The organism is Burkholderia sp. BCC0405 (genome assembly GCF_902833075.1).
Taxonomy (GTDB): Bacteria; Pseudomonadota; Gammaproteobacteria; order Burkholderiales; family Burkholderiaceae; genus Burkholderia.
In genome coordinates this window covers 66,899-82,145 of record NZ_CADFEO010000014.1, presented here as the reverse complement: position 1 = coordinate 82,145, position 15,247 = coordinate 66,899, and the positions used below count along the sequence as shown (strand labels likewise).

Genomic DNA, 15,247 nt, shown 5'->3' with positions numbered 1-15,247 from the left:
CCTATCCGGCTGCCTACAGCCCGCGTCAGACACATGACTGCGCAAACGCGCCGCAAACGCCCGCGCCGCGTCGGGCATGCCCGATTCGAATGATCGTCGATGGAACTATTCGGTTCCGATCGCAATCATGTTAACTTCCGTCCATCGTTCAGCCCGGCGGGCCGCGCGCCGATGCGCGCCCGCATGCCTACTCCATGCGACATTTCCTCCTCGGCTGGCTGCTTGCCGCCGTCGTCTCGGCCGCCCACGCGGCCGCTCCCGCCCCGGCCGCCGCGTCGGCCGCTTCCGGCACCGCGCCCGCGCTGACGCCGCAACAGGCGCAGCAGGCACTCAATGTGCTCGAAAATCCACGCGACCGCGCGCAGGTCGAAACAACGCTGCGCGCGATCGCGGCCGTCGGCGCACTGAGCGCACCTGCGGTCGCGGCAAGCGATGCGGCTGCGGCCAGCGCCGCGTCGGCCGCCGCGGCCCCGGCCGCGCTCAAGTCGAATGGGCTCGCGTCGATGCTTGTCCGGCAGGGATCGCGCTGGGCCACCGAAATCGGCGGCGCGCTGAAGGAATCGCTGCGCTCGCTGCTCGATGTCGGGTCGGTTGGAAGCTGGTGGCACGACAGGCTGGTGAGCGCCGACGAGCGCGCGGATCTTGCACACGCGCTCTGGATCATCATCGCCGTGCTCGTGCCCGCGCTCCTCGTCGAATGGTTCGCGAAGCGGCTGTTGCGACGTGCGCTGGGCGCAGTGGCCGCTCGACGCGCCGGCACGTCGCGTCGCACCGCCCCCGACGCCGTTACATCCGGCTCCGCCGCGCCCGACGACGACAACGCACCACCGGGCACCCCCGCCCCGCCAGACGCTCCCGACACCCCCGGCGCCGCGCCCGCCGCGTCGCAAGGCCGCGGCCACGCGCGCCGCCACACCACGCTGCTGCACCGGATGCCGCGCGTGCTCGTCAGCCTCGCATTGCGTGCGGTGCCGCTGCTCGTGTTCGTCGGCGTCGCGAGCCTGACGATGTCGGCGATCGGCGATACGGGCACGCCGATCGAATCCGCGCTCGAAGCGCTGATCGACATCTACGTGATCTGCCGGCTCGTCACGATCGTCAGCCGGCTGTTCTTCCAGCCCGATGCGCGGCAATTGCGGCTGCTGCATATCAGCGACGCGTGGGCCAACTTCGCGCAACGCTCGATCGCGCGGATCGTGATCGTGGTCGGCGCCTGCACGGCCGCTGTCGAGATCGCCGCGAACTTCGGTCTCAGCGAAGCCGGTCACGTCGCGCTGCTGAAAGCCGTCGCGCTCGTCGGGCACCTGATGGTTTCGGCACTGATCCTGCGGTGCCGCCAGCCGGTCGCCGCGCGGATCCGCTCAGCCGGCGAGGACCGTCCGTCCTTCACGATGATCGCCAACGCGTTCGCGGACGCATGGGCGCCCGTGTCGGTATTCGTCGTGATGGCGCTGTGGTTCGTGTGGGCGCTCGACGTCCACAACGGCTACCGCGTGCTGATCACGCTCGGCGGCCGCTCGATCGCCGTGATGATCGGCATGCGGATGGTGTCGATCGTCGTGTTCGGCGCGCTCGCGCGGCTGTTCCAGGGCCGCGACGAAGACCGCACGCTCGTCCACACGCACGCGTACCGCTACTACCCGCTGCTGCGCCAGATCGTGTCGGGCGCGATCGGCATCGTGACCGTCTTGGTGCTGCTGCAGATCTGGGGTGTGCCGATCTTCCGCGCGTTCGAAACCGGCACGATCGGCCACCGGCTCGCGTCGGCGCTGGTGACGATCGCCATCGCGGCCGTCGTCGCGCTCATCGTGTGGGAGGCCGCGAACATCGCGATCGAGCGCCGGCTGCAACGATGGTCCCGCGAAGGCAATCTCGTGCGCGCGGCGCGGCTGCGCACGCTGCTGCCGATGCTGCGCTCGCTGCTGTTCGTGATGATCGCACTCGTCGTCGTGCTGACGGGCCTCAGCCAGCTCGGCGTGAACGTCGGCCCGCTGCTTGCCGGCGCCAGCATCTTCGGCGTCGCGCTCGGCTTCGGCTCGCAGAAGCTCGTGCAGGATTTCATCACCGGGATCTTCCTGCTGATGGAAAACGCGATGCAGGTCGGTGACTGGGTCACGCTCGCCGGCGTGTCGGGCACGGTCGAGTACCTGTCGATCCGCACCGTGCGGCTGCGCGCCGGCGACGGGTCGCTGTACACGATCCCGTTCAGCTCGGTGACGACGGTCAACAATACGAATCGCGGGCTCGGCAACGCGTCCGTCAAGATCAGCATTGCCTACGGCGAGGATATCGATCGCGCGGTCGCGACACTGAAGGAAATCGGCGCCGCGTTGCGCGACGATCCGACGTACCGCGACGGCATCCTGTCGGACTTCAGCTACTGGGGTATCGACCAGGTCGACGGCGCGGCGCTCGCGCTGGCCGGACAGATGCAATGCACGGACTCGACGCGCTGGAGCGTGCAGCGTGAATTCAACCGGCGGATCGCGGAGACATTCCGCGAACGCGGCATCCGGATCGCCAATCCGCAGCGCAGCGTCGTCGCGTACGCGGACGGATCGCGGCCTGTCGTCAATGGCGGCAACGGTGACAACAGTGACAACGGCCATGCGCCCGAACCGCCGGCCCGGCCGCCGGCGCCCGCCGAACCGGCGCGCAAGCCGGGTTGACCCGCCGGGGCTGACGGCGCGCCGCGCTCAACGCGCGGCGGACTTGTTCACGCGTCGAGTGCTGTTCGCGGCGGGCCTCGACGCCCCCGCCTTCGCCGTGCGTTTCGCCGCCGCACCCTGCCGCCGCTTCGAGCCGGCCTCAGGGTCGGCCGCCAATCCGTCGCGCTGCGCGTGCCATTGCCGGAGCAGCACGCGCGTCTGCTCGGCGATCGTGTCGGTCAGCAGCGCCGCACGCTCGCCTTCGAATGCCTCCCATTCGAGCAACTGCAGCGCCGAGCGCTGCGCGATGTGGAACACCGTGATCTGCCCGAACAGGCTCAGCGCGCGCAATCGCGTGACCGGATCGTTGGCCGGCCGCCCCGAGATACGGCCGATCAGCTCGGCGCTCACGTCGTTGAGCGGCTTGCGCATGCGTTTCATCAGGATTTCGCTCGCGCTCGCCGGCTCCTGGCCGCCTTGCTCGCGCGCGAAGAACATCCGCTGGTTCATCGTCTTCGGCGCCGTGAACATCCGGTCCGCAACCGCACGCAGCAGCCCGACGAACGCGTCGATCAGCACGTCGACGTCCGCGTCCGCATCGAGCATCGCCCGTGCATGGCCGACTGCCGGCGCGAACACTTCCCAGCCGAGCTCGGCGATCGTCTCCACGCACGCGCGGTACACGCCTTCCTTGTTCTCGAAGTAGTACTGGAGCGCCGGCGCATTCACGCCGGCCATCGCCGCGATCTCGCGTGTCGATGCCCCCGCGAACCCGCGCTCGCCGAACAGTTCGATCGCCGCCTCGATGATCCGCTGGCGCGTTTCGTCGCCGCGGGCGTAGCCGCCCGCCGACGTGCGGCGCAGCTTCTTCGCTTCGTTCATGCCTTCCTCGTCATTCGATCGCCCGACATTCTACTTGACACAATTTTATCAACTGGAATAATTATTCCACTTGGAATAAATTGGACGCCCGCATGTCGACGCTGCAAGACTCCCCACAGAAAGCAAATCGTCAGGAAAACGGAACAACCCCGCGAAACGGCAACAGCACGAAGCGGCGCGTCCTGCTCGTCGCCGCCGTGCTGGCGGCCATCGGCGGCGCCGTCTGGCTCGGCCGATGGTGGACCGTCGGCCGCTTCATCGAAAGCACCAACGACGCGTACTTGCAGGCGGACAGCATGACCGCCGCGCCGAAGGTTGCCGGCTACGTGACCGACGTGTATGTGCGCGACAACCAGGCCGTGAAGGCCGGCGATCCGCTCGTGCGGCTCGACGTCCGCCAGTACCAGGTCGCGCTCGCGCAATCGCTTGCGACCGTCGACGCGCGCCGCGCGGATATCGCACGCGCCGAGGCCGAGATCAGCCAGCAGCAGGCGAATCTCGAACAGGCCGACGCACAGGCGAAGGTGTCGCGCATCAATGCGCAGCACGCCAGCGACGAATACTCGCGCTATGCGCCGCTCGCGGCGACCGGTGCGGAAACGCACGAACGCGTGGCCGACCTGAAGAGCACGCGCGATCAGGCGGCCGCGACGCTCGCCGCGAACAACGCGTCGATCGCCGCCGCCCGCACGCAGATCGCGTCGTTCACCGCGCAGCTCCAGCAGGCGCGCGCGCAACTCGAGGCCGCGCAGGCCAGCGCCGCGCAGGCGCAGCTCGACCTCGACAACACGATCGTGCGCAGCACGCTCGACGGCCGGGTCGGCGATCGCACGGTGCGCGTCGGTCAATACGTGCAGCCCGGCACGCGCCTGCTGACCGTCGTGCCCGTCGACGCGATCTACCTCGTCGCGAACTTCAAGGAAACGCAGATCGGCAACATGCGCATCGGCCAGCCCGTCGAACTGCACGTCGACGCGCTGCCGGACGGCGCGCTGTCCGGCGTCGTCGACAGCTTCGCACCCGGCACGGGCGCGCAGTTCGCGCTGCTGCCGCCCGAGAACGCGACCGGCAACTTCACGAAGATCGTCCAGCGCGTGCCGGTGCGCATCCGCCTCGCCGCGAACGCCCGCGCGCAGCGCATGCTGCTGCCGGGGCTGTCGGTGACGGTCGACGTCGATACACGCTCGGCCCGCGACGAGACGCATCATGGCTGAACCGTCCGCCACGATACCCATGCCGCCGCACGAAGGCCGCGCGAGCGTGACCGACTGGATCGCGGTCGCGGCCGGCGCGCTCGGTGCGCTGATGGCGACGCTCGACATCTCGATCACGAACTCCGCGCTGCCGCAGATCCAGGGCGAAATCGGCGCGACCGGCACCGAGGGCACGTGGATCTCGACCGGCTACCTGATGTCGGAGATCGTGATGATTCCGCTCGCCGCATGGCTCACGCGCGTGTTCGGGCTGCGTAATTTCCTGCTGACGAACTCCGCGCTGTTCATCGCGTTCTCGATGATGTGCGGCTGGTCGCATTCGCTGCCGATGATGATCGCCGGCCGGATCGGCCAGGGCTTCACCGGCGGCGCATTGATCCCGACCGCGCAGACCATCATCCGCACGCGGCTGCCGCTGTCGCAGCTACCGGTCGGCATGACGCTGTTCGGCCTGATCGTGCTGCTCGGGCCGCTGTTCGGCCCCGTCCTCGGCGGCTGGCTCGCGGAAAACGTGAACTGGAGCTGGTGCTTCTTCCTGAACCTGCCCGTGTGCCTGCTGCTGATGGCGCTGTTGATATTCGGGCTGCCGTCGGACCGCCCGCAATGGCACGCATTCCTGAACGCGGACTGGCTCGGAATCTTCGGCCTCGCGATCGGGCTGAGCTCGCTGACCGTCGTGCTCGAGGAAGGCCAGCGCGAACGCTGGTTCGAATCGCAGATGATCGTCACGCTGAGCATCGTGTCGTTCGCCGGGATGATCCTGATCGCGTTGTCGCAGATCTTTGCGAAGCGGCCGATCGTGCGGCTGTCGCTGATGCGCAACCCGCGCTATGCGAGCGTGATCGTGATCGTGTCGGCGGTCGGCGCCGGGCTGTACGGCGTGTCCTACCTGCTGCCGCAGTTCCTCGCGATCGTCGCCGGCTACAACGCGGAACAGGCAGGCGCGATCATGCTGCTGTCGGGGCTGCCCGCCTTTCTCGTGATGCCGATCCTGCCGCGCCTGCTCGGCAAGGTCGATTTCCGCATCCTCGTGATCTCGGGGCTGCTGCTGTTCTGCCTGAGCTGCATGCTCGACATCAGCCTGACCGCGCAGAGCGTCGGCCACGACTTCGTCTGGTCGCAACTGATCCGCGGCGTCGCGCAGATGCTCGCGATGATGCCGCTCAACCAGGCATCGATGGCGGCCGTCGCACGCGAAGACTCGGGCGATGCGGCCGGGCTCTACAACATGGCGCGCAATCTCGGCGGCTCGATCGGGCTCGCGATCATCGGCACCGTGATCGACCGGCGCACGACCTTCCATACGGCCGTGCTCCGCGAATCGGTGACGGCGAACTCGCCGATCGGGCAGGACCGGCTGTCGGCCTACGCGGCCAACTGGTTTTCCCACACTGGCGACCTCGCGTATTCGAACATGCGCGCGCTCGGACAGCTGGCGCAGCAGATCCAGATCCAGGCCGTCGTGATGACCTATTCCGAAACCTTTTACTTGCTGGGCCTCGCACTGCTCGCCTGCGTGCCGCTCGCGCTGCTGCTGAGAACGCCGCGCGGGCCGCAGCCGATGTCGTCCGGCCACTGAACCGTCTTACGCGATGAAACCCTTCTCCCTGCCCCGCCGCCCTGCGCTCACGCTGTGCGCGGCCGCGTGCCTGCTTGCCGGCTGCACGGTCGGCCCCGACTACCGCGGCGCGCCCGCCGCGCCGGATGCGCCGACTTTCGTTCGCGCACCGGCCTCCGGCATCGACACCACTGCGCCCATGCCGAGCGCGTGGTGGCACACGCTCGACGATCGCCAGCTCGACGACCTGATCACCGCCGCGCTCGCGTACAACCCCGATCTGCACGCTGCGCAGGCACGCTTGCGCGCGTCGCGCGCGCAGCTCTCGCAACAGCGCGCGGCGCAGTTGCCGAAATCGTCGGCCACCGTCGCCGCCATCCGCATGCGCGAGCCGGACGTCAGCGCACTCGGTTCGCTGCTGCCGTCGAGCGACTCGAGCCAGTCGGGCGCAACATCACCGTTGCCAGGCGGCTCGGGCCCGCTGCAGCTCTATTCGGCAGGCTTCGACGCAACCTGGGAAATCGACCTGTTCGGCGGTACCCGTCGCGCGGTCGAAGCCGCATCCGCACAAGCGGAAGCGGTCGACGCCGACCTCGCCGATACGCAGGTGTCGATCGCGGCCGAAGTCGCGAACGCGTACGTCGACCTGCGCGACCAGCAGCAGCGGCTCGCGCTGTCGCGGCGCACCGCCGAGTTGCAGCAGAAGATGCTCGACCTCACGCAGCAGCGCCGCGCGCGCGGCGTTGCCGCGGATGTCGACGTTGAACGCCTGACGACACAGGTCGAAAACACGCGCGCGTCTCTGATCCCGCTCGACGCGCAGGTGACGGAATCGCTCGACCGGCTCGCGATCCTGACGGGCCGCGCGCCCGGTGCGCTCGACGCAACGCTGTCGACACCGGATGCACCGCTGCCGACGCTACCCGGCAGCGTCGCGATCGGCGATCCGGCCACGCTGCTGAAACGGCGCCCCGACATTCGCGCGGCCGAACGCCGGCTCGCATCGAGCAACGCGCAGATCGGCGAGCATGTCGCCGATTACTTCCCGAAGGTGACGCTGCTCGGCGATCTCGGCTTCAGCGCGACCGACCCGGGCCACCTGTTCCGCAAGCAGAACTTCACCTGGGTCGGCGCGCCGTATCTGCAATGGAATATTCTCGATTTCGGGCGCACGCGCGGTGCGGTGCGCGCGGCCGAGGCATCGCGCGACGAAGCGGAAGCGAATTATCAAAAGGTAGTGCTCGGCGCCTTGCAGGATGCCAACACGGCATTGCAGCGCTACGGGCACCAGCGCGAGCACGTCGTTGCGCTCACCAAGGTGCAGACGTCGGCCGTGCATTCCCGATCGTTGATGGACGAGCGCTATCGCGCGGGTGTCGCATCGTTGATCGACCTGCTCGATACGCAACGCGAGGCGTTGTCCGCACAGCAGAACGTGATCGCCGGGCAGGCCGAACTGATCAAGGACTATGTGTCGCTGCAGAAGAACCTCGGGCTCGGATGGCAGGCGGGCGCAAGTTGACGGCAAATTGATCGGTGCCGCACGGCCGGGTTGGTCGAGGCCGCCGCGGCGCCGATGCTTGAAAGGCGGATCGCAACATCCACGCAGCTCGACGCTCGCGGAGCACTTCATGGTACGCGATGCAACAACTCATTGCGCACGCAACAATATTCGCGATCTGCGCCGATAACAGCCGCGCTCACCCCGCATCGACGACGCCGCTATCGGGAACATATCGAATATCAATTAGCCAATCGTCTGACGATCTCTTGTAATTCAGTCGGCTTCCCCACCACCGATCGGATTCAAGGAGTTCCCTCGTCATGCCCTCATCCTCCAATCGCGTGCTGAGGCACGCAGTCGCCGCGCTCTGCGTTGCACTTTCCGCGTCCCCCCATGCCGCCGAGCTCACTCGAGACACCGGCGCCCCCGTCGGCGACAACGAGAATTCGCAGACGGCCGGCCCTGCCGGCCCCGTGCTCCTGCAAGACTCCGCACTCATCGAGAAACTGCAGCGCTTCGATCGCGAACGCATTCCGGAACGGGTCGTGCATGCACGCGGCACCGGCGCATTCGGCGAGTTCGTGCCGAGCGCCGACATCTCGGACCTGACGCAAGCGAAGGTCTTCACGCCAGGCACCCGCACGCCCGTGTTCGTCCGCTTCTCCACCGTGATGGGCTATCGCGGCTCGCCCGAACAGGCGCGCGATCCGCGCGGCTTCGCGGTGAAGTTCTATACGCAACAGGGCAACTGGGACATGGTCGGCATCAACTGGCCCGTGTTCTTCATTCGCGACGGCATCAAGTTCCCCGACTTCGTTCACGCGAACAAGCCAAGCGCCGTGACCGGCGTACAGGATCCGAACCTCGCATTCGACTTCTTCGCGAACACCCCCGAAGCGACGAACATGCTGACGATGCTGTACACGAATGCGGGCATGCCCGATTCATACCGTCACATGGACGGCTTCGCGGTGCACGCGTTCAAGTTCGTCAATGCGCACGGCGACGTGCACTACGTGAAGTTCCACTGGAAAAGCCAGCAAGGCGTGCACGGCCTGCGTCCGCAAGACATCGACGCATCGATCGGGAGCGACTGGAACATGATGACGAACGATCTGTACGGCGCGCTGAAGCAAGGCGACTTCCCGAAGTGGGATCTGTACGTGCAGGTGCTCGCGCCGCAGGACCTGAGCCGGTTCGACTTCGATGCGCTGGACGACACGAAGGTCTGGACCGGCGTCCCCGAGCGCAAGATCGGCACGATGACGCTGAATCGCGTGCCCGACAACTACTTCCAGTCGACCGAGGAATCGGCGTTCGCGCCGTCGCGACTCGTGCCGGGCATCGAGCCGTCCGAAGACCGGATGCTGCAGGACCGCCTGTTCGCGTACGCCGACACGCAGATGTACCGTCTCGGCGCGAACTACATGGACCTGCCGATCAACCGGCCCGTCGTGCCGGTGGTCAACAACAACCAGGACGGGAAGATGAACGCCGGCGACCGCAAGGGCGAGGTGAACTACGAACCGTCGACGCTGCATGAACTCGCGCCGGCCCCGCAGTACAAATCCGTGCGCATGACGCTCGGCGGAACGACTCAGCAGGAAGCGATCCACAAGCAGCTGCGGTTCCGCCAGGCGGGCGAGTACTACCGCAGCCTGTCGCAGCAGGACAGGGACGACCTGATCACCGCGCTGTCCGGCGATCTCGGCAAGGTGACGAACGCTCACAACCAGTACGCGATGCTGTCGTACTTCTACAAGGCCGATGCCGACTACGGCACGCGTCTCGCGCAGGCCGTTCATGCCGATGTCCGGCAAGTGCAATCGCTCGCGTCGAAGCTGAGCGAGAACTGATCACGCGGCTCCGGTCGCCGTCGACGTGCGGGGCTGCGCCGCGCACGTCGACCTGCCCCACACATCAGGACATCCCCATGCAATCCAAACGGCTGACCCGCGCGATCCGCTCGACCACAACGGCCCTGATGCTGGCCGCGATCGCCGGTTGCGCGCACCTTCCCGACCGGCCGGCCTACTCGCCGGCCGATCCTGCCGCGCTGCGCCGCTACAACAGCGACTGGTTCGATGCCGCCCGCGTCGGACGCGTCGACATCCTGCGTGCATTGCACGACGCCGGCTATCCACTTGACGCCACCGACAGCCACGGCTTTACGGCCGTGATACTCGCGTCCTACGACGGCCAGCCAGCCGCACTCGACTATCTGCTGTCGGCCGGCGCGAACGCATGCGCCGGCGACCGTCACGGCAATACGGCGCTGATGGGTGCCCTCTTCAAGAACGAACCCGACATCGTGCGGCGCCTGATCGACACGCATTGCCCGATCGACCAGACGAACGGCGCCGGGGAAACCGCGCTGGGATTTGCCACGTTGTTCAATCGATTCGACCTGATTCCGCTCCTCGTCGCACGTGGCGCGAATCCGAATCATGTCGATCGGCGCGGCCAGTCGCTGCTGCAGCTCGCGCAGTCGCACGACAACACGGAAGCTGTGGACGCGCTGCGGCATGCAGGTGCGGTGCAGTAGAAAAGGAGGATTCCTGCTTGTTTCAGATAACGCAGGGAGGCAGGGAAGCGATCTCTTACGTCGCTCTCGACACCTCGCAGAATAAAAAAACTCGTCGAGCAGCCGGTAGAAAGCGATCCGCCCTGCATCGGGCTGCTCGATTCCGTACCGGGCAAAGAATGGTGCGCCCCGGCGATTCGAGTCATGGCTCGAACCCGATCGGCCAATTGCGCCCATTACGCATCAAACCAGTCACTATCGGTAAATCGAATTGGGTATTACCTTTTTTGTCACCGCCAAACATTACAAAATACTGCCAATCTTTTCAAAAACATTTCACTTATTCGATTTAATTTAGTTTCATATAATCAAAAAAAGTTTGACATCGCGCTTTCGTTCTTGATAACGTCCGATGCAAGCAATCTGACGCATTGTTCACCACGCACTCGCTTCCGCTCGACGTTTTTTCGCTTCCGCCGCACCGAAGTGCTCGCCGCCGGCTGTATCGTTCGCGCGCCGGCGCATGCAACATCCCGATGCATCTCATTGGACGACTGCCATCCGGCAGCGGGCCGAAGGATCGAACCAAATGAGCAGGACACCGAAACTGTTGCTCTAGCAATCCCGCCCGCGCCAGGTCCGGCGTAGTTGCGTCGTATCGCGGCGCAGCCTTCCCGTTACCGCGCTTTCCGTATTTCGCCCCCGGAGCAACAACACGTTTCCGGATCGGGTGAAAGGCCCTGTCGCGTCCGTGCCATCCGCACGCGTGCGGCAGAAATCGGCGGTGCATGACCCGCATCGCTGTCGACCGTTGTTGTTCGTGCTGTTCGATGTTCAACCGGAGGGGTAATTCAAATGAATCAGGTTGCAGACAAGAAACAAAAGCACATTCGCCTCGTCAAGCTCGCATTCGCCGCAGCCGCCGCCGCGTCGTTCGGCATGGCAACCGTCCACGCCGCGCCTGCGGCCGGCTGGACGGAAACGCGCACCAAGGGCTTCCTTCCGCTCGTGCAGCAGAGCGAAGCCGGTACGGCCGGCGCGCCTGCCGCGAGCACGGCCGCCGCTGCAGCGGCGGCAATCGAGATGGCGCCGGGCGAATCGGTGGACATCGTGCTCGGGCTGAACCTGCGCAACGAAGCACAACTCGACCAATACCTGCACGACCTGCATACGCCTGGTTCGCCGCACTACAGGCAGTTCCTCACGCCGGCGCAGTTCGCATCGCAATATGCGCCGACCGACCAGCAGGTCGCGTCGGTCGTCGCGCATCTGCGCAAGGCAGGCTTCGTGAACATCGTGGTCGCGCCGAACCGCCTGCTGGTATCCGCATCCGGCACCGCGGCAACCATCAAGTCAGCGTTCCGCACGACGCTCAAGCGCTTCACGCGCAACGGCCGCAGCGTCTATGCGAATACCGACGCCGCGCAAGTGCCGAACGCGATCGGCGGTGTCGTGGGCGCCGTGCTGGGCCTGCAGAACGTCGAGTTGATGCACACGGGCGCGGGCAGCCAGCCGCGAGGCAACACCAGCAACCTGACGATTCCGGCCGGCGCATCGGCGGTGCCGCACAACCCGACCGAATTCTCGTCGCTCTATGGCGGCGACGGTACGCCGACTGCCTCGCAGACCACCGTCGGCATCATCTCCGAAGGCGACCTGTCTCAGACGGTGAGCGACCTCAATACGTTCGCCGCAAACAACAGCCTCGGCTCGATCAGCAGCAGCATCGTGAAGACGGGCCCGTCCGGCAGTTCGTACACCGACACCGACGGCACCGTCGAATGGAACCTCGACAGCCAGTCGATCGTCGGCGCGGCCGGCGGCAGCGTGAAGCAGGTCGTGTTCTACGTCGCACCGTTGATGACGCTCACCGCGATCACCACCGCGTACAACAAGGCCGTGACCGACAACGTCGCGAAGGTGATCAACGTGTCGCTCGGCGTGTGCGAATCGTCCGCGAACAGCACCGGCTCGCAGGCAACCGACGACACGATCTTCAAGCAGGCGATCGCGCAGGGGCAGACCTTCTCGGTATCCGCCGGCGATCACGGCGCGTACGAATGCGCGAGCGGTACGCCGTCGCGCTCGACCTACACGGTGAGCGAGCCGGCAACGTCGCCGTACGTGATCGCGGTGGGCGGCACGACACTGTTCACGAATACGTCGAACAACGCGTACAACAGCGAGATCGTCTGGAACGATCCGAGCTGGCAGCCGGGGACCGTGTGGTCGACGGGTGGCGGGTACAGCAAGTACGAAGCCGCGCCGTCGTGGCAATCGTCGAGCCTCACCGGGTCGACCAAGCGCGCACTGCCTGACGTCGGCTTCGACGCGGACCTGCGCACCGGCGCGATTCTCGTCGTGAACGGCCAGACCTCCGACACGCTGTGGGGCTCGGGCTACCTGAACAACGAAGGCGGCACGAGCCTCGCCGCGCCGATCTTCACGGGCATCTGGGCGCGCCTGCAGTCCGCGAACAACAATGCGCTCGGGTTCCCCGCGTCGAGCATCTACAAGTACTTCCCGAGCAACGCGGCCCTGCTGCACGACGTCACATCCGGCAACAACGGCAGCGGCACCTACGGCTACAAAGCGAAGGCCGGCTGGGATGCGACGACGGGCTTCGGCAGCGTGAACATCTCGAAGCTGAACGCGTTCATCCAGAGCACGCCGGATTTCGCACGCTGATGGAGCGGTGACCGCCCCGGTTCCGCGTGCGCACCGTCGCGCACGCACGGAATCGGAGGGAATGGTTTGAACAACCCGCGAAGGCTGCAAAACCTTCGCGGGTTTTTTGCGTTCCGCGTAATCTCGCGGCGCAGCATCCGGCGCAGCGACGCACTCACCAACCTTTCAATCGTTGCGCACGCAACTTTTATTATCCTTTCCATGGCCGTGCCAACCCGCTTACGGACTGCAAGGTACACATACTGTTACACAACACCCGGACAACTTCCGCGTGCGTCGTGCGTTTAACTGGATATATCGATTCGTCGCGGGGCAACCACCATGCGAACACGACCTTGCCGCCTGCTCCGGCCGATGCCCACGGAGCATGTGCAAACGGTCGCGGCACAGTGCTCGAGCCGATCGCGCGGCCCGCATATCTGCCAACCCCGACACAACACCGAACGCACAACATGACCCACGCACGTGCACACCGCCCCGTCAGGACGCTGATTGCGTCGACCCTCATCGTGTCGCTGCTCGGCCTCTCGGCCTGCAACAAGAACGGGGACAACAGCGTCGCCGCTCCGGCCAGCGATGCGAGTGCGGCCGCGGCGGCACAGCCCGCATCGGCGCCCGTCGCCTACACGCCTCCGAGTGCCGACCAGCTCTACCAGATGGTCGCGCCGATCGCACTCTTCCCCGACAAACTCGTTGCGCTGGTGCTTGCGGGTGCGACCTACCCGGACCAGATCACGGCAGCCAACAACTGGGTGATGCAGAATCCGTCGTTGAAGGGGCAGGCACTCGCGACCACCGCCGATACGCAGCCGTGGGATCCGTCCGTCAAGGCATTGACCGCGTTCCCCGCGGTACTGTCGCAGATGGCGTCGAACCCGGCCTGGACCACGTCGCTCGGCCAGGCTTACTACAACGACCCCACCGACGTGATGAACGCGATCCAGGTGATGCGCCAGCGCGCGCAGGCCTCCGGCCATCTCCGCTCAAGCGGCCAGATGCGGGTCACGCAAGTCGCGCAGGCAGCACCGGCCGGCTACACGCCGGCCACCGATGAGCCCGTGGTCTACGCCGGACCGGCGATCGTACCGCCGCCCGCGCAGGCCATCGAGATCGAATCCGCACAGCCCGATGTCGTCTACGTCCCGTCGTACAACCCGACGGTCGTCTACGGCGAGCCGGTTTCGGCCTACCCCGGCTACGTGTATCGGCCGCCTTCATACAGTACGGGTGAAGTCGTTGCCGCCGGCGTGATCACGTTCGGCGTCGGCATCGCCGTCGGCGCCGCGATCTTCGGACACCACGACTGGGGCTGGCATGCATGGGGCATGAACTGGGGCGCGCCGCGTCGGGAAGGCCCCGGCTGGAATGGCGGCTGGCAGCGTCCGGCCGTGGTGTACAACCACACCACGTACGTGTCGAAATCGACCACCGTGATCAACCACATCACCAACATTCGCAACACGCGCATTACGAACAACTACGGCGGCAACGTCACCAACAACACGACGAACACGGCGATCGAACGCAACACGCTGCAGCCGGGCGCCGTGCCGATGACGATGCCGCACTTCGGCGCGAACGATACGCACCCCGGCGCGCGGCCGTCGCCCGACGCGTTCGCGCAGAACCGCTCGAACGAGCCGCATGCAGAAGCGTCGACGCAACATGCGCCTGGCGCGATGCGCGAGGAGCGACAGCCGGAGCACGCCGTACAGGAAAATCGCGCGATCGCGCAGCAACAGCAATTGCAGCAGCAGCGCAACGAAGCCGAGCAGCAGCGCGAGGCGATGCAACCTCACAACGCAACACAGCAGCAACAACGCGCGGAAATGCAACAACACAACGCGGCAGAGCAACAGCAGCGCGAGGAAATGCAGCAACGCAATGCGGAGCAGCAACGGCAGCGCGAAGCAATACAGCCACGCAACGAGACGCAGCAGCAATTGCACAAGGAAACGCCGCCGCGCAACGAAGCGCAGCCGCAGGAACACGCGGCACCGCAGCCGCGGCAACCGGCCCCCGAGCACGCACCCGTCCCGCGTCCGCACCCTGACGAGCCGCATCCGCCGCACGAGACGCATGAGCATCGCGCCGACTGAAGCCCACCTCGTCACGGCAGCGTGGCATTCGCGCTGCCGTCCGGCGAAACCCGTGTCTCGCTGTCATGCCGAGGCAACACGGCCATAACATCGCACGCTGCCGTTTTCGGCCATACCGCGCGGCCTTGCC

The 15,247-nt window shown here is 66.2% G+C and carries 9 protein-coding genes; 8 read left to right on the top strand and 1 reads right to left on the bottom strand.

All coding sequences use genetic code 11. From position 1 onward, the window contains the following. Window positions 1-194: 194 nt before the first annotated feature. Window positions 195-2,669, top strand: coding sequence for a mechanosensitive ion channel domain-containing protein (locus tag HWX36_RS23045; RefSeq protein WP_175955080.1), 2,475 nt, complete (start codon window positions 195-197; stop codon window positions 2,667-2,669). 27 nt (window positions 2,670-2,696) lie between these two features. On the opposite strand, the gene HWX36_RS23040 is transcribed toward HWX36_RS23045, so the two are convergent. After that, window positions 2,697-3,530: a CerR family C-terminal domain-containing protein gene (locus tag HWX36_RS23040; protein ID WP_175955078.1), complete on the bottom strand. Its 834-nt coding sequence runs from the start codon at window positions 3,528-3,530 to the stop codon at window positions 2,697-2,699. Between the two features lie 92 nt (window positions 3,531-3,622). Here HWX36_RS23040 and HWX36_RS23035 point away from each other — a divergent pair, with 92 nt between their 5' ends. The 7 genes from HWX36_RS23035 (at window position 3,623) to HWX36_RS23005 (ending at window position 15,117) form a co-directional block, all read left to right on the top strand. Continuing rightward, on the top strand, window positions 3,623-4,744 hold the full coding sequence (locus HWX36_RS23035) for an HlyD family secretion protein (protein ID WP_175955076.1): 1,122 nt from the start codon (window positions 3,623-3,625) through the stop codon (window positions 4,742-4,744). After that, complete coding sequence (locus tag HWX36_RS23030; protein WP_175955074.1) at window positions 4,737-6,323, top strand: MDR family MFS transporter; 1,587 nt, start codon at window positions 4,737-4,739, stop codon at window positions 6,321-6,323. The genes HWX36_RS23035 and HWX36_RS23030 overlap by 8 nt, the downstream gene beginning before the upstream one ends. A 13-nt stretch (window positions 6,324-6,336) precedes the next feature. Next, complete coding sequence (locus HWX36_RS23025; protein ID WP_175955071.1) at window positions 6,337-7,824, top strand: efflux transporter outer membrane subunit; 1,488 nt, start codon at window positions 6,337-6,339, stop codon at window positions 7,822-7,824. Window positions 7,825-8,126: 302 nt separating this feature from the next. Continuing rightward, window positions 8,127-9,662 carry a catalase gene (locus HWX36_RS23020; RefSeq protein ID WP_175955070.1) on the top strand — a complete coding sequence of 512 codons (1,536 nt, stop codon included), beginning with the start codon at window positions 8,127-8,129 and terminating at the stop codon, window positions 9,660-9,662. 77 nt (window positions 9,663-9,739) lie between these two features. Beyond that, a complete protein-coding gene (locus HWX36_RS23015; protein WP_175955068.1) occupies window positions 9,740-10,351 on the top strand; it encodes an ankyrin repeat domain-containing protein in 612 nt (203 codons plus the stop codon). Window positions 10,352-11,185: 834 nt separating this feature from the next. Continuing rightward, on the top strand, window positions 11,186-13,018 hold the full coding sequence (locus tag HWX36_RS23010; protein ID WP_175955066.1) for a S53 family peptidase: 1,833 nt from the start codon (window positions 11,186-11,188) through the stop codon (window positions 13,016-13,018). Window positions 13,019-13,470: 452 nt separating this feature from the next. Further along, complete coding sequence (locus HWX36_RS23005; RefSeq protein WP_175955064.1) at window positions 13,471-15,117, top strand: DUF3300 domain-containing protein; 1,647 nt, start codon at window positions 13,471-13,473, stop codon at window positions 15,115-15,117. The last annotated feature ends 130 nt before the right edge of the window (window positions 15,118-15,247 follow it).